Source organism: Bacillus massiliglaciei (genome assembly GCF_900098925.1).
GTDB classification, from domain to species: domain Bacteria; phylum Bacillota; class Bacilli; order Bacillales; family DSM-1321; genus Peribacillus; species Peribacillus massiliglaciei.
The window spans coordinates 68,562-89,674 of sequence record NZ_LT622358.1 but is presented as its reverse complement, the minus strand read 5'-3'; the positions used below and the strand labels follow the sequence as shown (position 1 = coordinate 89,674).

Below are 21,113 nucleotides of genomic sequence, written 5' to 3'. Positions count from 1 at the left end.
TGATGTATCCTGTTTTTATTGTTCTATCTTAAATCTAGATTTAAAAAATTTCATTGTTTTTAAAATATTTCTGATTCATTTGAAAAAAGTCGAAAACCCGTGTAAGAAGAACTTTCAACATGGGTTTTTTTCTTATTTACGATGGAAATTCATTACTAAAAAACGGTAATACTAAAAAGGCAGCTCAAAGAGTTTGAATTCAAAAATATCTGTTACCTTTAATTGAAATATAGGGGGATATCAATAGATAATATATTTGAAAATCTTAAGGAAATACGTTTATTAGAAGATAAACCGTACCTTATAGAACTAAATGATTGGCTAAAGAATGAGTTTTTAACTTGGGAATAGTGGATACTAGTCGGTTTTTTAGTTGTGCCTTGGGTTCTATGGGCTAAACTCGTTAAACGAGACATTATTTTAGAAATTTTGTTTTTTGGTACCATAATTATCATAACAACAACCTTATTAGATAATAGTGGGCTTACAATATAGGTTTTGGGATTATCCCATTGCATTCCTACCTTGGTTCGATATTTTGAGTGGAGATACAGTTATTCATTCATATATTACATCATCGTTGGAATAGGAACTCGAGCTTTAATACTAAAACTAGCCTTTTTATCTAAACTTCAAGATCTTACTACTAAGTAAAATTTAAATTGGAGGAAAAAACTTTGGAAGAAGTTAGTATTGGTTTACTGACAATCAAAACCATCGTAGGCTTTGTCACCTTATTTTTTATCATTATCATAACAGGCAGAACATCCATCTCTCAGTTAACCCCGTTTCACTTAGTTTTTGTGTTAGTACTTGGAGATTTTTTAGGAAATACCATTTATGAAGATAAGGTAAGTACTTTTCACTTTTTATATGCCATCGGATTGTGGACGTTTCTTATGTTGGGAATAGAGTATATGACTCTAAAAAATAAATCGACACGTTCTCTCTTATTAGGCAATCCTAACATCATCATTCGGGATGGTGTCATGGATCGAAAGTTACTTAAAAAGAACAAATTGGATGTAAATCAAGTATTAAGTATACTTCGACAAAATAATGTTTTTTCAGTTCGCGAAGTCAAATACGGTATATTGGAAGCTAATGGGCAAATAAGTATATTATTAAAATCCAAGTATCAGAAACCAGACAAGCAAGACCTCAATCTTCCAGAAAGTACAGTAGACCTCCCAACATCGTTAATTATAGAAGGGGAAATTCTATGGGATAATTTGCATAAACTCGGATTTGATCAACAGTGGTTAGATACCCAATTAACTACCAATGGATATGATAATGTTAAGCGTATACTCTACGCAGATTGGAGAGAGAGTGAAGGCATACATATAAGTCCCAAATGAAATTTGTAGGATAAAAGCATATCAATTTTCTTGATAGAATATAATGTGGATTTAAAAAAGATGAACCAGAGAATCCGTTTTAAAAATTTATCTGATAGGGCGTTTGTTATTCTTTGGCCTTCCACAATCAGGCGCTTTTTCGGAGTAAGGAGTACGCTCTTTTCACGTCTAAGTGTTCATTACAAAGACCAGCTAATATCATGACAAGAGATTAGCTGATCTTTTGGTCACCGAACAGAATAATGAAAACTACGAAACTTTAGAGAACCAATATATTTGAAGTGTGGCATCAATTTAAAACCAAGTAGATGGCAAAAAGCAAAAGCAACAACACTTTGTCCATGCGTATCGACATAATTTCGGTCTACTTCCATGTCCGTACAATGACGAAGAACCCCTTCCATCAAAGGATAGCAATCTGGGAAGTTCGTCCTTCCAAGGCTTTAAATTGGATAACAATCGGACTTATTTTGCCTATCATTGGTTTCTTGCTATATCTCAGCACATCAAATCCTAAGCAATTTCTTCGGTAAAAATTGACATCCTCTCATAATAACTGACAAATTACCTGATACATATAGTGATTCAGCCTCGGTAATCGTTGATGCTTTACGGCATTTCACCGCATGGGCTTCGAATCCGCCAAGTTCAAGTACTTAACAATGGAATAGCAAAGTATGAACAACTCATCGAATCCTTACAAACAGCCCAAAAAACATTGATTTGGAATAATACATCTATCGGAACGACCAAAATTGGTAATCGAATCACAGAACTGCTGGTCGAGAAAGCAGCAAACGGTGTTCGGGTTCGTTTTGTAAGAGATGGTTGGGGAAGCAAACCTAGTAATAAAATCCTTCCAGATGATGGTTGCAGGGATTGAATGCCGGACAATATTCCCTTTCCGCTTTCCCTGGATTCTGTCCAATTGGACTTATCGGGATCATTGTAAGATTGTAACGAGTGACGCCTAGATCCTTGCCCCTGCGAGATTTGTTCATTTTACAATCTTCGTATATCTTTTACGAAATGGATTATATTAACTACGAAGGGCGAAACGCTCAGGGGCAACCGAAACTCTTCATCTCCCTGACTCTCGTCCTTCATTTTTTTCCATTCTTTGTTGGTTATATGCATCGTACCATCCATTACGTATCCAAAAATTTTTCTTGTCATCAATGAGGTAATAACTCCAATATATATGGAAAAATAATTCGATAAGAATTGGCCTTAGAAGTCAATTCCTCTTTTTCCTATTTGAGCACTTCTTTTCAGGGAGAATGTCCCATTGCAAGTGACCTAGTAAGACTAGGGCGGTGCTTGATTGGAGAGGATTAAACATACTAGGGAAAGGTATAATTCCCATGGACTATGGAGGGGACAATAGTATGAAAACATTAGCGAAATTAGACGAAGAATATCAGGAAATTATTCTTTTAGTAAAAGAGCCTATGAGAAGCCATCTATTAATTGAGTTAATGACCGAAATGGAAAGGGAATACCATATCCCTATGATAAGTACTGAAGATTGGGAAATTAAAGATAAACCAGTTATTGCATTATATAGAAAGATCAGTTTAAGCATAAACTTAAATTCTCATATTTATTTCGATGGTTAAATAAAAGTCCTTTTTCGAGTGCCACTTTTAAGGGTGGTATTTTTTTGTTTAGTTGTAGCTTTGTAATAATGCTCAATGAACAAATAAATCTAGTTATTTTTATAGTTCAGTTACCATAACACTTCTTAGAATAAGTAATTAATTAAAATCCTTTCGTAAAAGTGTACTTTTACGAATGGGGTACCAACTCATTCCTGTATTGCATGGTTTTTGTCTTGTTGCTTTGTGTGTACCTATAATTTTTGCCAACACGGGCAAATCCCCATATTGATTACAAATAGTTATTATTTATAAAGTGATTAAAATGCAACGTTGTTTTCGATGTTTGCCTTAGCTTGATGGGCATGTGGTAGGACCCCTATAAGATCGGAAACAGCAATTATTGAAATAAAATTAATGTCGGTTATTCCCAGTGAAAACCAGTCAGCATCCATCGCAAGCACTTTTAATAAAATGCTCTTTTTATGAATATTCCCGGAAATCAGGTAACTTGCCAAATAGGATAAATTTCCCCAAATTAAATGGTAATGCTGATTATTTTTTTTGATTAGGAAATGGTGCAACTTCCCAGAAACCAAATATAAACATAATTCGCTTATTGTAAAAGCAATAAAAAATGAACCTTTATTAAAGGTATTAACAGTGCCCTATAGTTGAATAAGGGGTACTTTTTAAAACTAATTTGAATGTATGATAATGCTAAGAACCACACATTCAAAAAGCCACCAAATTGGTGGCTTTCTTATAAACTAACGCACCTGTTCAAAAACCATGGTTTTTGAGAAGTCGGAAGAATAATTCTACAATAAAAGGTATTATATAGGGTTTTTCTTTTGACCCTTAACCAATTGACACCCCAGGTTAGCGAAAAACAAAAAACACAAGTGGAAGAATTTTAGTCTGAAAACCATTTATGGGGTTCAGACTAATTGATACTCACTTGTGTTTTTTTTGTACGTTCAAAGTAGACCTTATCCTAATCGGTCTCCTTTTTTTACTTTTTGTTGAGGTTCTATAAGAACAACACCCTGTTCTGAATATACACCCATCACTAAAACCTCTGAACTAAAATCAGCAACTCTCAGGAGGTTTGCCGCTTGCTTCCTTCAGATTCCACGTCACCGTGGACACCCTTGCATTAAGCTAACCACTACTACTGCCTTCATGGTTCGGGACTTTCACCCTATAGATTGCACCCATGCCGGGCGCACGAAAAAAGCGACACTTCATTATTGAAGTATCGCACCTTTTAGTTATTTAACTTACTGTTTTATATAAGGCGAACCAGCAGGAGGTTGTTCTTTAACCTTCTTACGGATTGGCTTATGACCTCTAGCCCCTAGAACAGGAGCTAGTGAACTGTCTAACATTCAGAAAGATATAATTTCTGATAGGATAAAAAATATTAAACCTTCTCAGAGTAAAAGTTAACGTCTTTCGCTTACAGATCTAAGTCCTGCTTTGGTCCATTATAATCTTGCAGATTGGAGCTTTGATTCTGTTGGTTCTGACTGCTATTGTCATTGCCGTTCTTATTGAACATCTGCTGAATCTTATCTACTGCTTGAGGAGCAAGATCGAGTATCTTTTCATATAAATGCGTGCTTTCATCAAGATGAACCATTTTCACCTCATTGGAATTCACAATTAAGAAGGCAATTGGGGTAATGGAAACACCGCCTCCGCTTCCTCCACCGAAAGGTTGTCCCTTTGATTGTCCTTGACCGCTGCTACTTGAATCTCCATCAAGCATAAATTCGCTTCCACCTGCTGCAAATCCGAAACCAACCTTAGAAACAGTTAATATCACACTGCCATCAGGGGTTTCAACAGGGTCTCCTATAATAGTGTTAACATCAATCATTTCTTTCAGATTTTCCATAGCAGTTGTCATTAGCCCTTGAATTGGATGGTCAGACATATACTTCTCCTCCTTTTCTATACAGATTTTGATTTATCATAAGATAGGGCAGAAAGCGGTTTAGTTTTAAAATTCGACCGTCCACCTTTCCAAAATTTAATCAGTTTAATTCCTGATAACAGCATGCCCGATTCGAAATTGAAAAATACATATAAGAGATGTTTGTGAAACAACAGCTTGAAAGTGAGGAGAAATCGTTGATATCTGGAACCGCCTTCAATTTTGCATTTTGGTTTGTAGTGTTGACTTAAAATAAAGTCTGATCAAAATTAACATCCAATCCTTGATTTTTGGTTTACTTTACCATAAAACCCTATAATTTCAATAATAATCTAATCATTTGCCATTAACAGCAAATCTTCTTTACTGATAACATAATTCACGAATATGACTACCATAATGTATTGACCATCATATACCTGGTTATGTCTTATTTTTGATAACTTATACAAAGAAACAACTGGATTCTGACTAGACCCCATTCCCTTATTCCAGAGAATTCTCTTTTCCCGATTTTTACATATTTCTTGCTTAAGAGGGAATTTTATTTGTATCTATAATGTAAGGAGATAAATTTTATGAACTACAAAGTATTTAAGTCAATCAATCAACTTTCTAGAAATTGTTCTCCAATTGATTTGCTGATGATATTGATATCAAATAAAATTCGTTATGTGTTTATTTTTGTTTTGATTTTCATGTGGTTTAGAAATGATTCTTACAAAAAAGTGTCTTGCAACGCGGTGATATCTGTGGGGGTAACTTTGTTTATTAACACTTTGATTAAATTGTTTTATTTTAAACCACGTCCGTTTGTGAAACGTCGGGTCGGCATACTCATTCCTTCAAAAATGGATTCTTCATTTCCAAGTAAACATACTCTGCTTGTATTTGCTATATCTACTTCTATCTTTCTTTATGACCGTGTCCTTGGTTCAATCATGTGAGTATTATCTATGTTGACGGGCTTCTCACGTATTTGGGTAGGACATCATTATCCATCTGATATTATCGGAAGTGCCTTTATTGCCACCATGTCCAGCATCATATTAGATAAAATTGCCCACTTCGTAAATTATTTTGCCCGTCAATAGCAGCTATATTTTAGTCGAAATCATGTGGGAATATTATTTGTTTTTATACAGGAATCAGTCTTTTACCAAGAGAAATTTCAGATTTTACTGATTCCAATTTCTTCACATAAAAATGCCCACATTGAAGTGGGCATTTTTATGTGAAGAAATTCATTTGTTTGTTAAAGGATTTTTGTCAGGTACTAATTCCTTTGAAAACTCTGTTATAGCAGCAGCGTTTGGCATTCGGCCAGCTGTTTGCGTTCGAATATTATTCATTACATTTTGAACAGGACGCAGCATATTTCTGTTTTGATTTCTTCCTAATCCATAAACAGCTGCACTGACTCCTAGACCTAATAAAGACGCCCACATCATACCTCTATTATTTCTTTTTCTGCTAAACATCTTTAACATGTTTTGCCTTCTCCCTGTATTCAAAAGCGCTGGTATCCAGTTATTCATTTTCAGACACTTCCTCTATATAAAATTTGGAAAGCAAAATTTTCCCCTTCCATCATCTAATATTTGCTTTTAGGGGTTTGATGATGCTGGCAATGTTTTGATATGGACTTAAATTTCAGTAAACCAAATTCGATAAAGTATTTAAACTGATTAAGATATAAGAATAGAAACATTTTACAGATAAATAAAAGAAGTAATAGGAGCCACAATTTCATTGATTTTTTGCCTGTTGTTTCCGGTTGTCATATCAATTTCTTACTCCTTCTGTATTTTACTCGTTTTCAAAACTAACCTTTTTTACTATTTTATATATGAAATTCCTTCTTAAACTTACCTGCCCCTTTAGCTCTATAAGAAAAAAAGCGACGCTTCGTTATTGAAGTATCGCACATGTTAGCCATCCATGCAGCGGAAAACCGGCGCTGTACCACAGAGAATAAAAATGGGGTTCCGGGTCAATAATGTTTAATGGCTTGCGAAGAAGGTCTTTGAACTATGGTGCCTTAGAGCCCATCTGTTAGTCTCTGACTCCAACGACTACGTGTACCACCGACTGTCGCGCCCTATAGGGGTAGCACTCATGGGAGATTAATCCTTTTCTCGTCGTTGGCGCCAGCCCATTCTTCATGGGAGTTCAACAACTATTTCATTTGCATTAAGCTTGTCCACAAAAATTCTTCTCCGAAAAATTCACTTGGTCATTCCCCTAAAACTTATGATATCAAAATCCTTTAGGAATTTTTCTTTAAGTCTGCTACATACGGCAGTCTTGATGGCATCATTGTGTTAATGAACTGGTTTTATCTATCTGGGCTCATCATCATTATAGTGGGAGAAATCAATGCCTTCATAAATGAAGATCATCCAAAATGTGAATGAGCTTCCTTCAGTTCCCGTAATACCTGAAAGCTCTTCAACGAACACTAATCAAGAAATAACATCTTGTATTGGGGAGGAATTCTTTCATGAGTAAGAAAGGAAAGCATAAGGGTAAAAAGGGGAACCATAAAACATCAGGTTCTGCAAATGGGCAGAATGGCTATCATTAAAAAGTTAAGCTGCATAGCCTTTTGGGCTCACTTTGTAAGTATAATTATTGTAAGATTAACGAATCTCTTTACCAGAAAGGCAACCGGAAGTTTGAAAATAACGAAAGCTTCTTGTATGTTCCCTTCATTAACTTGAGCAAGAAGGCTGACTTCAGTCTTTTTGGGAAACGGACGACAGGAAGCACTATTCCTTGGATGAACGTGCGAAAAAGTGACGGAATCTAATAGTGGTTCAGCCTCTGATCGCTGGCGAACAGCGTTTGAAGAAGGAGGAACCGATTGAGAAGTAATAATTGAGGATGCCGGATAGTTTGGCCATTCAATAAATCATGAGGATAATTATCAGGTAGAAAATTTCCTAAAAGTTGAATATAAGGGCACTGATAAATGATCCATTTATCAAAATATAGAACTAATTAAGTGTAGCTTTGAAATAAAGATTGACAAAAGGTCCTCTTGAGGCCCCATATTAGCATAAATAAAAAGAATCCATTTTGAAAAAAGATGAACAGCTCCCTGTCAAGTATACAGTGGAAATAATAAAAATACTTTAAGCGGCTTGAACCCTGTATTCCAATGGGCTCAAGCCGTTTAATTTTTCTTGGTAACGTTCGTTATTGTAAAACTGGATATAATCAAATCAATTCCTAATAAACTTTCACCTGGAAACTTAATGCCACAGTCGATAATCACGATATCGTTTGAATATTCGATTGCATACATATTTTTCCCGATTTCATTCAAGCCGCCTAAGGCGAAGATAGATAATGCATTCTCTTTTGTACTCAAATTTATATCCTCCCACTTTAAATATAATCTTAGTATGCCCTTTGGGTTTCCTTTCATTAATCATATATTAGGATTCCAAGGGTAATGAAATCCTGCGAATTAGTGATCATTTAAGAAATATACATATCTTTCTGAGGGAGTATAAGTACATTTCTTCACAATCCCACATCAGGATTAAATAAAGGAGAAGCGATGAATGGGCTCTCACGAGCTATTTTCTTTGGAAAACAAGGAGAGCTTCAGGAACGAACCTTATAGCACCAGTTGCAAAGAGCCAGTGCATTAAACATAATTATTAATGCCAAATCAAGCTTCTCAATACGTTCAAAGTAATCGAGCATTAACTCAAATGAATCAAGCTGTAAGTCAAGCACAACAGCAATTACAACAAATGACCGGTGGGCAGCAACAATCTGGACAACAAATGGGAAAGGGCAACAACAATTTGGCAAAATGGGACAGCAAGACCAACTACAATAATGTAAATGAGCTTATATAAATATTGAGAATTTTGTAGTAAACACCGAATGTATGATTTTGCTAATTATCGTTTCTTCTAGTATATTCACTTGGCGATTTTTAAAATTTGAATCTTCCAAAGGTTGGTGACTGTTAGGCCTCCTTTTTATTTTGAATATTACCATCTAAAAAATTACCAAATGTATGTATATTTTTTTCATAAAGTTGGAAATCTAAAGTGGTAAATCAAGGAATAAGGAGGAACTGTTCATGCAACAGCAACAACCGAATCAATCTCAAAATCAGCAGCCGGTCTTTCAAGAACCGCCACAAGTAATCACAGGGAAAGATTTTAATTACTTAAAGGACATGCTTTCGTGGAACCTTTTAGGATTCAAAAAGGCACATTTTGCAGCAGGCCAGTGCCAAAATCAACAGATCGTAGCGGCCCTTGAAAAGGCATGCATGATGCACGAAAGACATTATCAGCGCATTTTGCAGCATTTGGAGCAAAATGGAAACCAGATGAATCAATAAGGGGGACATACGAAATGAATAACAATCAAAACAAGATTCAAAATCCAGAAACACCTGTACCAAAAACACCTGAGATGAATGAGCGTGACTTCCTAAACGATATGCTTTCGTATGAAAAGTACATGACGGCATCTTATTCTACTGCAATGAATGAGGCAAGCCACGCTTCGCTATATCAGGACATTCACGCGATTTTCGACGAAACGAAGAATATGCAGCGTGAACTGTATAATCTGATGTTTCAAAAGGGATGGTACTCGCTTGAAGCGGAACAACCACAAAAACTTCAACAGGCCGCACAGCAGTTTACAGGGTACATGTCCCAGTTTCCGCATAATCCTCCATTGCAATAAGATCGCTCAAAAAGCTATGCTAACCAGTCCATAGCTTTTTACTCATTCCTTTTTTCATCGACTAACCCTTTTTCACCGTTGTAGAAAGTATACTTTGTTTATGTTATGTACTACCAAAACTTTCCTGAAGAGTGTTTTATAATGGGTTTGAACGGTTTATGGTCGAAAGATTATAAATAAGTAATCAGCTATTAGTACAAGGTAAAATTGTTACGTGCTCGGACCATAACGGTCATTATGGGACAAAAAAGAGGTTGGGTACCTAAAAGGAGCCCTAAATACACAAATTGTTGAAATCATTAAGAAAGATGTTGCTCTTCGATAAAAGCTCAGAATCAAATGGAAGATTGATAAAAAGACGTACTAAGGTTTATCCTTGTACGTCTTTATTCATTTATATCCTTCGCAAATAATATTAAAATTGACACCATAGAACAGAGTGTACAAATTAAACAACCGAAGGATGGTGAAAGCCCCACATCTAGGTAGATAACTAGATAACTAACAATTGGACTCTTAGATAAAAATTCCAGCCTTAAAAACTGACTTTGGCGTGGTTATCCGTAAGCTATATAAGAACCCACTTCTCATTAGGTTTTGAAGCTTGAAAAGCTCACTAAATTGGAGGTTTCAGAAAAACAGATATAGTTCAACATTGCCAAACATCATAAGTATACCGTTTTTGGTGTGTTTTAACCAAAAACGGCCGAAAGTTGGGTTAGCTGCCCCACATAGCTCATATAAAGTGGCTAATTCATGTTACCTGTTTATCAGCTTGTTTAAAAATCCCTTAACATTATTGGTTTCTTTAATTACTAATTTAAGAAATAAAACCCTGCAACTTTTATAAGTTACAGGGGAATTAAGTATTTTATTCAGATTTTTGGGATAAAAATGCACTTTGCACTTGGCTTACTACTGTTTGAGCTTGTGCAATCTCATTAGCAACTTGTTTGATTGCTTCTTGAGCTAAAGTTGGGTCTGAAGATGATTTCTCAATTGCTTGAGTTAGTAAACTTTGTGTAAGGGTCACATTTGCTTTAGCTTGATTTAATTGGTTTACGTCAATTTGTTTTTGTGCCATTAAGATCTCCCCTTTTTATTAGTTGAATTACTTTTATATCTTTACCTAGTTCAGTCTTTTTATAACCGGGAAAATCCCCAAAAATGATGGTTTTATTTGAACAACTTTTTTCTCTTCCTGTAGAAAATAGGTGTATATAAATTACGCGTTTTGATCACCGGTACCTGTGTCAACGATTAAAGAATGATCTTTATCCATGACGGCCGCATAAAAGATGTTATTGATTTGGTGAAATCCTTGGTTTGTCAATTCTTCCTGAAGCCATTTTTCATCCTTTTGGATTAATTTTAAATTTTTATGCTGGATTTTCCCTTCGACGACCATGGCAATCGGCAGCCCTTGATAGTCTGCTTCAATATTTAAGTGTCTAGGCGTTAAATTAACAACAGATTGGTTAGGCAATATACTAAGTTCTCCATTCGGTTCCAGAATCACATAATCGATGTCCCTTATGTTCGGATATCCTGCAGCTCGAATGGTTGACAATAGCTCCACAAGAGAAAAGCGAGTTTTCCGTAAGTCTTTTTTGGAGATTTTCCCATGTTTGATTAAAATGCTTGGATGGCCAATGAACATTCGATTTAACCTGCGAAAAAGACTTAATTTAGAAAACAACAGATACATGATGACAATCGTAATGATTCCCACAATGGTCTGTCCAATTCCATTGGCTCTGATAGGACTGACGGACAACGTGACAAGAAACACAATGGCGGCAAGATCAGGCGGAGTCAACTGAGCCAATACAGTCTTTCCCATACAGCGCATTGCCAAAATGACTAGACCAAAAAGCAGAATTAACTTCCCAATAAAAGTGAGCATTTTTTCAACCTCATTTTTATGTACTTATTAATAAAAAATACAAATACTATTCTGTCACATAAACTTGAAAACATACTTAGCAAAGTGGACAGCTTTATACAATTGAAGAAATGATGATTCTAAGCCAAGTGTTTAATTAACTGCTCCTAGCATTTTACGTAGAATAGTTTCGGATATCCTAGCCAAAGATAATCAAATAACCATCACATTGATAGGCGGGATTAAAATGTATGAATTCACTTGGAGAGTTTTTAAAGAAACAGGTAATGTGGACATTTACTTACTTCTAAAGGAACTTGAGAAAGAAAAGCATATGATTAATATTTTACCGTCAGTGGAAAGTTCCAATAATGTGAATTATCCTGTTTCTTAAACGAATTTACATAAGCGTAGAATGATGATTTTGAAAAAGCAGTAGTCAATCATGAAGGCTTCTTCATCTCAACCAAGTTCTCCTCCCAAAACTTCAGCCAAAAAACAGGGAGTTATAAAATGGACAGTTAGACCTCTTGAAGAAGTATCTCTCCATTTTGAAATTCCACCTCAAATTACTGCCTCTGAGGGTATACTCTTCAGTTAAATACGAAACGCCCATTCATATTGTAAGGTATACCGCCTATATAAGCATATCCTTGAAGAAATTAAAAAACGCGAGGAATTATGTAATACTTCTCCATTGTTTATTGGATTATTCTGCTCGTGGTGCATATACTGGGATTGTTCCTTTAAACAAGGGAGTAAATAACATATCTAATCCTTTTTTCCTCAGAACATAAACTTTTAATGAAGGAGAGTTTAGCATTGGAAACTTCTCAGGTAACTACCTTGGTTAGTTTTCCATTCCCATCAGTATGGGGTTTCCACGCTGCTATAGCTGGCAGACCGATTATTTGGGGCACACTTATCATTAACTCTATTACAGATAACAGGGTAATTGGTACGGTTAATTTTCGTGGTATACCTATTCCGATTAATGGATTTTGGAATGAAAGCACCAAACAAATCACATTTGATTCACCTTATGCCACATTCTCTGGCAACTTAACCATATTTGATGATCCCCAGATTAGAATTCGACATTTTATTCTACGAGGACGTTTTCTTATGAAGCCTCCCTCTCTACAAGCAGGTGAGTATGGATCGTGGATTGCTACAACTGATATAAGTCTGAATGAATATCCTATTAGTGGTAATACCTATACCGAGCAATTGCCTCCTGTTGGAGTCTTTTTAACATCGAATATTCTTCATCAACTGCAGCATCAGAATTTTGGGGGATATCGGGGTTGGACAGAGGGTTTCCTGCCTTATTAATTTTTAAAAATAGGCTTACCAAGGTATTTTACTTCTCGCAAATCAGCGATTATCGAGAAGTAAAATTCACCTTTTTTATTTTGTCCTCAGGTCGGATGAAAACAAAGGTAAGGTAATAACCGAGGAAGAAATTTAGGGGTATGGAAGCTGTGAATACAGAAGGAGCTATTAGTGGCAGTAAAAGTAGAACAATACTTAAAGAAAATCAAAAAAAGTGAAATAAGATGTAGAAAAAACGTTTTCAAGGATTATCAATGATAAAGACTATTATCGGATAACAATATACGGTCTCATCATTTCATAATCCTCGTGTTCCAACATATGACAATGCCATACATACAATCCTGTATAAGGACCAAAGGTCATTATAATCCGAGTTACCTCGTTAGGATTAGCATTTACTGTATCCTTCCAGCCTCTTTCTTGTGGTACTGGAGGCATTAACGGGCCAGTGTACTGGATGACTCTCTCCTTTTTATATATTTCTACATTGAAAGCTCTTCGTTCTAATACTTGGAAATGGATTAAGTGAATATGAATCGGATGTGAATCATCAGTTAGGTTGATTAAATACCATACTTCGGTTGACCCCACTTTAGGATATTCTGTTATGGGAGCACCCCACCCTTTACCATCTAATAACATGATTTCACGCCCATATTTATCCGTTTTCTCATCTAATGTTAAGTGCCTTTCCTTTGAAGCTGATTGTTCGCTCATTTTTGGAAAAGGCTTCATATAAGACGGTATAACACTCGTATCAATACTTAAAAGAGGAAGTGTCACCCTAATTTCCATCACTGTATCTACCACATTTTCCGGTTCGCCGTCTGGAAAAGGAGCTGGGGCATCATTTTTCAGGATAATATTCTTTCCCTCAAGATTGGTAAAATCTATGATGACATCTGCTCTTTCGGCAGGTGCCAATATGATTTCTTTCATTCCTATCGGATTTTCCATTAAACCTCCATCCGTTCCAATTTGATAAATGAGTTGACCCGAATCAAGCTTGAACCTATAGAAACGGCTGTTAGATCCGTTTAACAGTCTAAATCGATATTTACGTGGTTCCACGTTTAAAAAGGGCCATACTTTTCCATTCGCCAAGATAGTATCTCCAAAAAATTCAGGAACGATTGATGTTTCTAATTGCGGGACTGGTTTTTCTGGCTGCCTTGGGTAAAAAAGAGAGCCATCTTCATTAAATGATTTGTCTTGAATAATAAGAGGAATCTCATATTGACCACATGGTAAATTCAATAAACGTTCCCGGTGATCTCTTATAAGATAAAACCCTGCCAATCCCGCATATATATTGAGTCTCGTGATACCAAGTGTATGGTCATGATACCAGAGGGTACAAGCTTGCATGTTATTATCATATTGATATACTTTCTTTCTAAAATAAGGCCCCACTTGTTTGAACCCTCTTGTAAACCAAGCCTCCGGATAGCCATCGCTTTCGGGTTCAACGCTAGCCCCGTGTACATGTACTACAGTACGTACTTCCGGTACATCCAAATGGGCGCCATGTACCGTATAGTCTACCGGTAAAAGATGCTTTGCGGGGAGATTGTTGGTCCATTTTATGACTACTTTCTCTCCACTTTCCACCTCAATGGTAGGACCTGGATAGCTGCCTTCATACCCCCAAACCTTTGTATCATTTAACTCACTATGGAGGGATTGCTTAAATTCTGTCATATTCACTTTATAATAAGTATGAAATTGATCTTTCCGACGTGGTTTTAAGACTGGGGGAATGGGAAGTTCATTTACAAATTTAGAGAGAATCATTTTTACGCTCCTTTATAACCTGCTGATTTAAAGTACTTTATTTATAAAAGGTTATAAATATTACAAGCGCTATATGACAATAAGTTATTTATTAGTAAAATGGTAAAGAGCAGTAGAGGGTGTAATGCAAATGAAATCATTCAATCTGAAGCTCTAAATGGTTCCTTTCCCTACCTTTGAATATACTTTTATGGACAAAATTCCCAATCGTTTCCTAAAAATCCATTCTAGTTTACCCCTTGTCCTTTACTATGTATTTTATTTGCTCTATACCATACCATTTTTTCATTCCTTAGCTATTCGATGGCCTAGCCATAAAAGAAGTAATCATTCCGATCATACAAATAGTTAAGCAAGAAAAGAGGAAAGCTTTTAACTCTAATGTATTAAGCGCCGATGTTACAATTAGACCATCTATCATGAAAATAACTACCCCTATATTTACGGAAAAAGCTTTCGATATAAATTGAGCTAACAAGTCGGTTCCTCCGGTACTTGCTTCATATCGAAGCATGATCCCTACTCCAATTCCAATCAATCCCCCTCCTATTAACATACTCGGAAAAATAGAAAGAGAAAATTGGTTTCTTAAAGGCTCTAGCCAATCAATGAATATAGAAGCAACAATTAAACCGAGAAAGCTATTATAAAAAAATGTTCGTTCATGGATCCAGGCGAATATACACAGAGGGATACTTAAAAGGAACATAGCTAAACCTGTCGGAAATTCAAAGTAATAATGGATGATGAGGGCAATGCCTGTAATCCCTCCATCTAATAAATGATGGGGAACTAAAAAGCCGTTTATTCCGATACTCAATAATAAACTACCTATAAGAATAGCCGTGATTTTCTGAAAAATATACATCACCTTTTATCATGTGTTTATGGCTAATATATGTACAAGCATATGATTTCAGAATGAGGCTAAGATGTGTAATTAGTTGAAAGCAATCTTTTTAAAAAGGGGCGTGACAAGTTGAATTTCCCTTTTGTCTACATATACATATATAATCTCCTTTTACTGCATTACCTTTGACATCTTTTGGGTGAGTTTTAGGAGGCATTTAACTGCCTCCTATGTTTTTTAGAACGAATAAAATAACCCATGAACAACGGATCATACAATCAATTTTTTAAGATGTGGGTAACGTTATCAATCGCTTTTTGTAGTTTTTCACTGTTTTTTTCATATATCTGCTTGGCTTCTTTATTTTCTGTTCCTAGTGCAAATAATTCTAAGTCTGCTTGGCATTTTTTCAAAGTCGAAAGAAGTAGAGGCCTCTCTTGAGGAGATGGTACTTGCAATATATCATCAAAAAGGTCCACCGTTAGTTCTCCATAAGAATTTATTTGTCCAAGAAAGACATTTTCAATTGTGACCCCTAATTTTTCTAATTCAGTTTGTAACCAACCTCGACTTCGTCCAATCGTCGAAAGTGGTTCATCCAATATTTCACCATCCATTATGACAGTCTGAGGCTCCTTGACTGAAGCGACCGTCAAGTTTAAATCCTTTGCGGTTAAAGGCTGGTTCTCTTTCTTCAACATAACGGATAAATCTCCGGTTGCCTCTAATATCGCGAATTCTACATCAGACACCTGAAAGACATCTTTCTTTCGAAGTAATGCTAACAATTCATCCGTTGTGTATCTTTCCTTTTTCAAATTATCTTCCATGATTTTTCCATCTTTAATAAAAACAGTTCCTTTTCCTTCTATAAGGTCCCGAAACTTTTTACTTTTCTCAGAAATAAGTCCAACTATAAAAGGTAGTGCGGCAGTGGTTATAATTCCTATAATCCCCACTGTAATTTTTCGTTCAAGACCCGTAATAACTTCTGCCCCAATACTTCCTATGGTTATACCAGTAACATACTCAAAATAAGAAATTTGAGATAGTTGCTTTTTACCTAGCATTTTAGTTACTAAAAAAAGGATAATGAGAAACAACAAAGCCCGTACAAATACATCTAACCAATCAGGCACTATATAATACCTCCTATATACTTTATTTAAAACCCTTTATACTGGAATTCCTCCCTCTCCAACTCTCCCACCCTTTTTTTCAAATCTGTCACTACTTCGTTCACTACCATCATCGTTTCATGTAAGGTTTGTTTCGATTCGTTATCTTGTGTACGTAATGCTAAACTGGAAAGATTAGCTTCTACGCCTTTTAGGCTGGCTAGACATTGCTTTACTTCCGATCCGATGGTCATCTTACATCCCCCTTATCCCTTTGGTTTAAAAATCAAAGCTCCTAACATGCCGAAAATAATGGCAGCTGAAATGCCGGAACTTGTCACTTCGAACATCCCTGTAAGTACACCGACTAACCCGTGTTTTTCGGCTTCTTGCATGGCCCCGTGTACAAGTGAATTCCCAAAGCTTGTAATAGGAACGGTAGCTCCTGCCCCAGCAAAATCAATTAAGGGTTCATATAAACCTACCCCATCTAAAATAGCCCCTATTACGACAAGGGTACTTAGCGTATGTCCCGGTGTCAGTTTAAACACATCAAACATAATTTGCCCAATGACACAAATCAAACCACCTATAACAAAAGCCCAAAAATAGATCATGTCTATTGTTCACCCCCGTATTCAATCGATACCGCATGGGCGATACAAGGAATCGTTTCATTTTGCTGAAAGGATAGGGGGGATAATAAGGCCCCTGTTGCCACCACTAACATTCTTTTAAATTCACCTTTTTTCATTCGGTTTAATAAATGACCATAGACAACTGTTGCTGAACACCCCGCACCACTACCTCCTGCCAAAACCGGTTGCCCTTCCCGATAAATCATTAATCCGCAGTCCTGATACTGGTTTTCACTAATAGGGGTTCCATGCTTTTTAAATAAATCCAGGGACACTTCATGGCCAATCTGGCCAAGATCCCCGGTGACAATTAAATCGTAATAAGATGGATCAATGTTTCGTTCCTTTAAATGAGCTTCAATGGTATCAACTGCAGCTGGAGCCATCGCCCCTCCCATATTAAATGGATCCGTCAATCCCATATCGATGACACGGCCAATGGTTGCAGACGTGACACGTGGCCCTTCCCCGGTATTACTTAATAAAGCCGCACCAGCACCTGTCACGGTCCATTGCGCAGTAGGTGGTTTTTGTCCACCGTATTCCGTTGGATAACGAAATTGTTTTTCAACGGCTGTATCATGACTGGAAGCTCCTGTTAACAAATATTGGGCTCCGTTTGTATTGACAATATAGGCCCCTAAAGCTAATCCTTCCATCGAGGTAGAACAGGCACCAAACAACCCAAAATAAGGGGCACCAATTGTTCGGCATGCGAAACTAGTCGGAGTAATCTGATTGATTAGATCTCCTGCCAGGAGAAACTGAACCTGTTCCTTTTGAATTCCGCCTTTTTCCATGGCTTTTTGACAAGCTTCTTCAAAAAAGATTTTATGAGCCTTTTCATAAGAATCCTGTCCAAGCCATAAATCAGTATGCAAAAGATCAAAATCTTTCGCGATAGCTCCATCTGCTTCAAATGGCCCTCCCACTGTACCTGTAGAAATAATCACGGGCTTTTGTTCGAAGACCCATGTACGATGACCTTCTAACATTACAAACCACCCCACTGTACAAGAATTGTTTTAATCAAGGCAATGACAAACGCAGAAAAGACGCCAAATAGAATCACCGATCCTGCAAGTTTAAACATATTACCGCCTACCCCTAATACCAACCCTTCGGTTCGGTGTTCAATCGCTGCAGAAATGACGGCATTGCCGAAACCAGTAACCGGTACAGCCGTCCCAGCCCCTCCAAATTGAGCCATACGATCATAGACCCCGAAACCTGTAAGAAGCATCGTAATAAAAACTAAAGTCCCTACGGTTGGATTTCCAGCTGTTTGGTCCGTAAAATCAAAATAATTAATATAAAACGCAGAAATGAGCTGCCCGATCAGACAAATAAGGCCCCCTGTTAAAAATGCTTTTATGCAATTTTTAACGACTGGTCTCTTTGTTTCCCGGTGTTTTTGAATACCTTGATATTCTTGTTGAACTGGTGTCAATTGTTTCTTTTGTTTATTCGACATGGTCCGACCCCTCTTTCTCCTTAGGTTTCTTCTTTCATCAGACTTTTGATTTTATTAAAATCCTTTTCTAATTCCTTCCTATTGGTGTTATCCTTTTGGATTTTTTGTTCTAATTGATCAAGTTCCAAATACATTTTTGAATCGGTCGAAACCAAGATTTTATGATCCGGATAGTCTTTTTCCAAGTCTGATTTCACGTTCTTTTCGATTTTCTTTAATCGAAAACGCTCAAAGTTTTCGACTTTGATCGCTATCAATAGCTCTTTATCCGTATTCACAGCCTTCACATTCGAAATGTCTTCCTCTTTGATAACCTTCTTTTTTGCTTGATTCGCCACGGATTGATCGATTGGCTTGCTTGTATGTACCTGTGAAATACTTAAATCCTCATGGTCCTCACCAGATTGTTTTTGATTACAACCTGAACCTAATCCGATAACAGTTAGTAATAAAAGAAACATGATGAATTGGTTTATTTTATCTTTCATGAGATCACCCTTTATTTATTATCTTGAGGTAAAAAAGGTTGGTTAACACTCAACCAACCTTCCTTCCCTAGCTTTTACATTATTGTTGTTTGTATTGGGGTTCTTCTTGTTCGACTTGTTGAATACGTGGTTCAATGGTGTCTACAACGGATTGAGTTTGTTTAGCAGCATCTTGGTAAAGTTGCTTTGCTTGTTCGTTGTCTGTACCAAGTGAAAAGGTTTCGAAGCTAGCCTGTGCACTTTTCAAACCTGCAAGAGTGGTCTTAAGGTCATTGATTACTGTCATGAATAACGCCTCCTTGTTTTTAATAAATTACTTTTTTAGAATGGCGAAAACAGAACTTTATATACATTCAAAATTTATCCATATTTTATATCCAAAACCCGTCATCAGAAGAAATTAAAAATAAATGACAAAATATAAAAGAGCAACCGTTTTATATTTACACGGTTGCTCTTTTTCATTGTTATAAATGATTCCAAACTCTCGTTAAATCTAAAGGCACGAATAGTTTATCCCCTTGTATTTCCTTATGTACGATAGTATGTAAAAAGCATGCATCTCCTTTTTTTATTTTTTCTATAAAGAACAATTCTTAATACATCCATCAAGAATATTTTTATTGCTAACTTGAGCGAACAATACTTACTATTTAACCCTTATAAATAGTCAAAACCACCATTATAAAGTGACCCCGTAAAGTTAGACACGGTTATTTCATTAGGCAGCTTGGGCATGAGTGCGGTATTGTACCGGACTAACTCTGATTTCATGATATCAAAGAAATTCTCCATAACAGAATTATCGTAACAGTTTCCCTTACGGGACATACTCTGGATAATGCCTCTTTGTTTAAGAACATGTCGATATTGTCTCATTTGATAATGCCAACCTTGATCTGAATGCATTAATAGCTGGTGGTCTTCAGGCAAATGTTCTAATGCTTTATCTAGCATCTCTGAAACTAATGAATAGGTGGGCCTAGAGCCAATGGAATACGTAATAATTTCTCCATTAAATAAATCTAATACAGGAGAAAAATACAGCTTCTCTCCGAATAATTTAAACTCTGTGATATCCGTTACCCACTTCTCGTTAGGCTGTTCAGCTGTGAATTGTCGATCTAGAATATTGGGAGCAATTTTACCAACAGTTCCTTTATAGGACTTATATTTTTTCATACTGACTAGACATTTTAACCCTAATTCTCTCATGATTCGTTGTACTTTTTTATGATTTACTTTTTTTCCACGATTGACTAACCCATCTCGAATTCGGCGATAGCCATAGCGTCCCTCATGTTCGTCATAAATAGCCTTAATTTCCACTTTTAAATCGGCATCTGGTTTCACCGGAAATGTATGCCTTAATTCATAGACTACTTGTGCTTTGTCTTGTTTGGTGATTTTTCCTTGTTTTGAACTAAGGCATTAAATACGCATTTTCCATACGTAGATATTCTAATTCTGCTTGTAAAGCCTCCGCAGAGCCTTCTGCAGGTTAATCTTTTTTATTTACTTTCTGTTTGTCTTTTTTCATTGAAGGAGGTCCCTTTTTCTTTGGTTTTAGGGCGTCAATTCCGCTGTTCTCCAACTGTTTTTTCCATTTCAAGAGCGTTGAGTGAGTTGGAATATTAAAAATGGCAGCTGTTTCTCTGATAGACGTCCCGTTCACGTTCATATAATTAAGTACGTCTAGTTTATATTGAGCTGTGTAATTTGTATAGCGTTTCTCAAAAGCTTTTTCCCCATGAAGTTGAAATTGCTTAACCCAGTTTAGTAATACAGAGCGATGAACTCCAATATTGCTTGCGAGTGTATTAAGTCCGTCCACTCCATTTAAATACTTTTTGACAATCATTATTTTTTCTACTTCTGTAAATTTGGCCAAAAGAAAAGCAC

The 21,113-nt window shown here is 36.3% G+C and carries 21 protein-coding genes and 6 pseudogenes; 11 read left to right on the top strand and 16 right to left on the bottom strand.

The genetic code is table 11. The features are described 5' to 3' along the window. Positions 1 to 677 precede the first annotated feature (677 nt). On the top strand, positions 678 to 1,361 hold the full coding sequence (locus BQ4305_RS08785) for a DUF421 domain-containing protein (protein ID WP_048686163.1): 684 nt from the start codon (positions 678 to 680) through the stop codon (positions 1,359 to 1,361). A 257-nt stretch (positions 1,362 to 1,618) separates the two neighbouring features. On the opposite strand, the pseudogene BQ4305_RS08780 reads toward BQ4305_RS08785, so the two are convergent. Next, positions 1,619 to 1,768: pseudogene (locus BQ4305_RS08780) on the bottom strand (Tn3 family transposase); the annotation flags it as partial. Between the two features lie 197 nt (positions 1,769 to 1,965). Here BQ4305_RS08780 and BQ4305_RS21400 point away from each other — a divergent pair. Next, the gene (locus tag BQ4305_RS21400) at positions 1,966 to 2,244 is read left to right on the top strand and encodes a phospholipase D-like domain-containing protein (RefSeq protein ID WP_063596899.1); all 279 of its coding nucleotides are present in this window, start codon (positions 1,966 to 1,968) and stop codon (positions 2,242 to 2,244) included. A 505-nt stretch (positions 2,245 to 2,749) separates the two neighbouring features. After that, on the top strand, positions 2,750 to 2,980 hold the full coding sequence (locus BQ4305_RS08770) for a hypothetical protein (RefSeq protein WP_110927450.1): 231 nt from the start codon (positions 2,750 to 2,752) through the stop codon (positions 2,978 to 2,980). Between the two features lie 1,441 nt (positions 2,981 to 4,421). Here the strand turns inward: BQ4305_RS08770 and ytfJ are convergent. After that, positions 4,422 to 4,901, bottom strand: coding sequence for a GerW family sporulation protein (gene ytfJ / locus BQ4305_RS08755; RefSeq protein ID WP_063596902.1), 480 nt, complete (start codon positions 4,899 to 4,901; stop codon positions 4,422 to 4,424). 578 nt (positions 4,902 to 5,479) lie between these two features. Between ytfJ and BQ4305_RS08745 the strand changes: the two are divergent. Then, a pseudogene (locus tag BQ4305_RS08745) lies at positions 5,480 to 5,995 on the top strand (undecaprenyl-diphosphatase). Positions 5,996 to 6,145: 150 nt separating this feature from the next. Here BQ4305_RS08745 and BQ4305_RS08740 read toward each other — a convergent pair. Continuing rightward, entirely contained in the window at positions 6,146 to 6,439 is a 294-nt protein-coding gene (locus BQ4305_RS08740; RefSeq protein ID WP_063596904.1) for a hypothetical protein, read from the bottom strand. 750 nt (positions 6,440 to 7,189) lie between these two features. On the opposite strand from BQ4305_RS08740, the pseudogene BQ4305_RS21850 reads away from it, so the two are divergent. Beyond that, positions 7,190 to 7,318 (top strand): annotated as a pseudogene (locus tag BQ4305_RS21850) (ribonuclease); the annotation flags it as partial. A 720-nt stretch (positions 7,319 to 8,038) separates the two neighbouring features. On the opposite strand, the pseudogene BQ4305_RS08730 reads toward BQ4305_RS21850, so the two are convergent. Next, positions 8,039 to 8,125, bottom strand: a pseudogene (locus tag BQ4305_RS08730) (IS3 family transposase); the annotation flags it as partial. A 323-nt stretch (positions 8,126 to 8,448) separates the two neighbouring features. Between BQ4305_RS08730 and BQ4305_RS22250 the strand changes: the two are divergent. The 4 genes and pseudogenes from BQ4305_RS22250 to BQ4305_RS08710 form a co-directional block, all read left to right on the top strand. Next, a pseudogene (locus BQ4305_RS22250) lies at positions 8,449 to 8,532 on the top strand (Tn3 family transposase); the annotation flags it as partial. Positions 8,533 to 8,626: 94 nt separating this feature from the next. Continuing rightward, positions 8,627 to 8,776 (top strand): hypothetical protein, encoded by a 150-nt coding sequence (locus tag BQ4305_RS08720; protein WP_199880631.1) that lies wholly within the window; start codon positions 8,627 to 8,629, stop codon positions 8,774 to 8,776. Between the two features lie 230 nt (positions 8,777 to 9,006). Further along, positions 9,007 to 9,273 (top strand): hypothetical protein, encoded by a 267-nt coding sequence (locus tag BQ4305_RS08715; protein ID WP_063596907.1) that lies wholly within the window; start codon positions 9,007 to 9,009, stop codon positions 9,271 to 9,273. Between the two features lie 14 nt (positions 9,274 to 9,287). Next, positions 9,288 to 9,626: a spore coat protein gene (locus BQ4305_RS08710; protein WP_048689409.1), complete on the top strand. Its 339-nt coding sequence runs from the start codon at positions 9,288 to 9,290 to the stop codon at positions 9,624 to 9,626. An 871-nt stretch (positions 9,627 to 10,497) separates the two neighbouring features. Here the strand turns inward: BQ4305_RS08710 and BQ4305_RS08705 are convergent. Then, complete coding sequence (locus tag BQ4305_RS08705; protein ID WP_063596908.1) at positions 10,498 to 10,710, bottom strand: hypothetical protein; 213 nt, start codon at positions 10,708 to 10,710, stop codon at positions 10,498 to 10,500. A gap of 141 nt (positions 10,711 to 10,851) precedes the next feature. Continuing rightward, positions 10,852 to 11,532: a DUF421 domain-containing protein gene (locus BQ4305_RS08700; protein WP_110927447.1), complete on the bottom strand. Its 681-nt coding sequence runs from the start codon at positions 11,530 to 11,532 to the stop codon at positions 10,852 to 10,854. A 226-nt stretch (positions 11,533 to 11,758) separates the two neighbouring features. Here BQ4305_RS08700 and BQ4305_RS08695 point away from each other — a divergent pair, with 226 nt between their 5' ends. Continuing rightward, the gene (locus tag BQ4305_RS08695; protein ID WP_082196741.1) at positions 11,759 to 11,905 is read left to right on the top strand and encodes a YqzL family protein; all 147 of its coding nucleotides are present in this window, start codon (positions 11,759 to 11,761) and stop codon (positions 11,903 to 11,905) included. A gap of 428 nt (positions 11,906 to 12,333) precedes the next feature. After that, the gene (locus BQ4305_RS08690) at positions 12,334 to 12,846 is read left to right on the top strand and encodes a hypothetical protein (RefSeq protein ID WP_063596909.1); all 513 of its coding nucleotides are present in this window, start codon (positions 12,334 to 12,336) and stop codon (positions 12,844 to 12,846) included. Between the two features lie 267 nt (positions 12,847 to 13,113). Here BQ4305_RS08690 and BQ4305_RS08685 read toward each other — a convergent pair whose 3' ends face one another. From BQ4305_RS08685 to BQ4305_RS08640, 10 genes and pseudogenes are all read right to left on the bottom strand, one after another. After that, positions 13,114 to 14,643 (bottom strand): multicopper oxidase family protein, encoded by a 1,530-nt coding sequence (locus BQ4305_RS08685; protein WP_110927446.1) that lies wholly within the window; start codon positions 14,641 to 14,643, stop codon positions 13,114 to 13,116. A 292-nt stretch (positions 14,644 to 14,935) separates the two neighbouring features. Then, positions 14,936 to 15,511 carry a YitT family protein gene (locus BQ4305_RS08680; protein WP_110927445.1) on the bottom strand — a complete coding sequence of 192 codons (576 nt, stop codon included), beginning with the start codon at positions 15,509 to 15,511 and terminating at the stop codon, positions 14,936 to 14,938. 260 nt (positions 15,512 to 15,771) lie between these two features. Beyond that, positions 15,772 to 16,632, bottom strand: coding sequence for a DUF421 domain-containing protein (locus BQ4305_RS08675; protein ID WP_063596910.1), 861 nt, complete (start codon positions 16,630 to 16,632; stop codon positions 15,772 to 15,774). A 26-nt stretch (positions 16,633 to 16,658) separates the two neighbouring features. Further along, positions 16,659 to 16,865: a DUF1657 domain-containing protein gene (locus BQ4305_RS08670; RefSeq protein WP_048883024.1), complete on the bottom strand. Its 207-nt coding sequence runs from the start codon at positions 16,863 to 16,865 to the stop codon at positions 16,659 to 16,661. A gap of 12 nt (positions 16,866 to 16,877) precedes the next feature. After that, on the bottom strand, positions 16,878 to 17,228 hold the full coding sequence (gene spoVAE, locus BQ4305_RS08665) for a stage V sporulation protein AE (RefSeq protein ID WP_063596912.1): 351 nt from the start codon (positions 17,226 to 17,228) through the stop codon (positions 16,878 to 16,880). Positions 17,229 to 17,230: 2 nt separating this feature from the next. Then, positions 17,231 to 18,244 carry a stage V sporulation protein AD gene (gene spoVAD / locus BQ4305_RS08660; RefSeq protein ID WP_063596894.1) on the bottom strand — a complete coding sequence of 338 codons (1,014 nt, stop codon included), beginning with the start codon at positions 18,242 to 18,244 and terminating at the stop codon, positions 17,231 to 17,233. Next, positions 18,244 to 18,723 carry a stage V sporulation protein AC gene (spoVAC, locus tag BQ4305_RS08655; RefSeq protein WP_110927444.1) on the bottom strand — a complete coding sequence of 160 codons (480 nt, stop codon included), beginning with the start codon at positions 18,721 to 18,723 and terminating at the stop codon, positions 18,244 to 18,246. Before spoVAC ends, spoVAD begins: the two co-directional genes overlap by 1 nt. A 20-nt stretch (positions 18,724 to 18,743) precedes the next feature. Continuing rightward, entirely contained in the window at positions 18,744 to 19,211 is a 468-nt protein-coding gene (locus tag BQ4305_RS08650) for a YhcN/YlaJ family sporulation lipoprotein (protein ID WP_110927443.1), read from the bottom strand. A 79-nt stretch (positions 19,212 to 19,290) separates the two neighbouring features. Next, positions 19,291 to 19,497, bottom strand: a complete 207-nt coding sequence (locus BQ4305_RS08645; RefSeq protein WP_048689175.1) for a DUF1657 domain-containing protein — start codon at positions 19,495 to 19,497, stop codon at positions 19,291 to 19,293. Positions 19,498 to 19,967: 470 nt separating this feature from the next. Beyond that, positions 19,968 to 21,102: pseudogene (locus BQ4305_RS08640) on the bottom strand (IS3 family transposase); the annotation flags it as partial. Between the last annotated feature and the right edge of the window lie 11 nt (positions 21,103 to 21,113).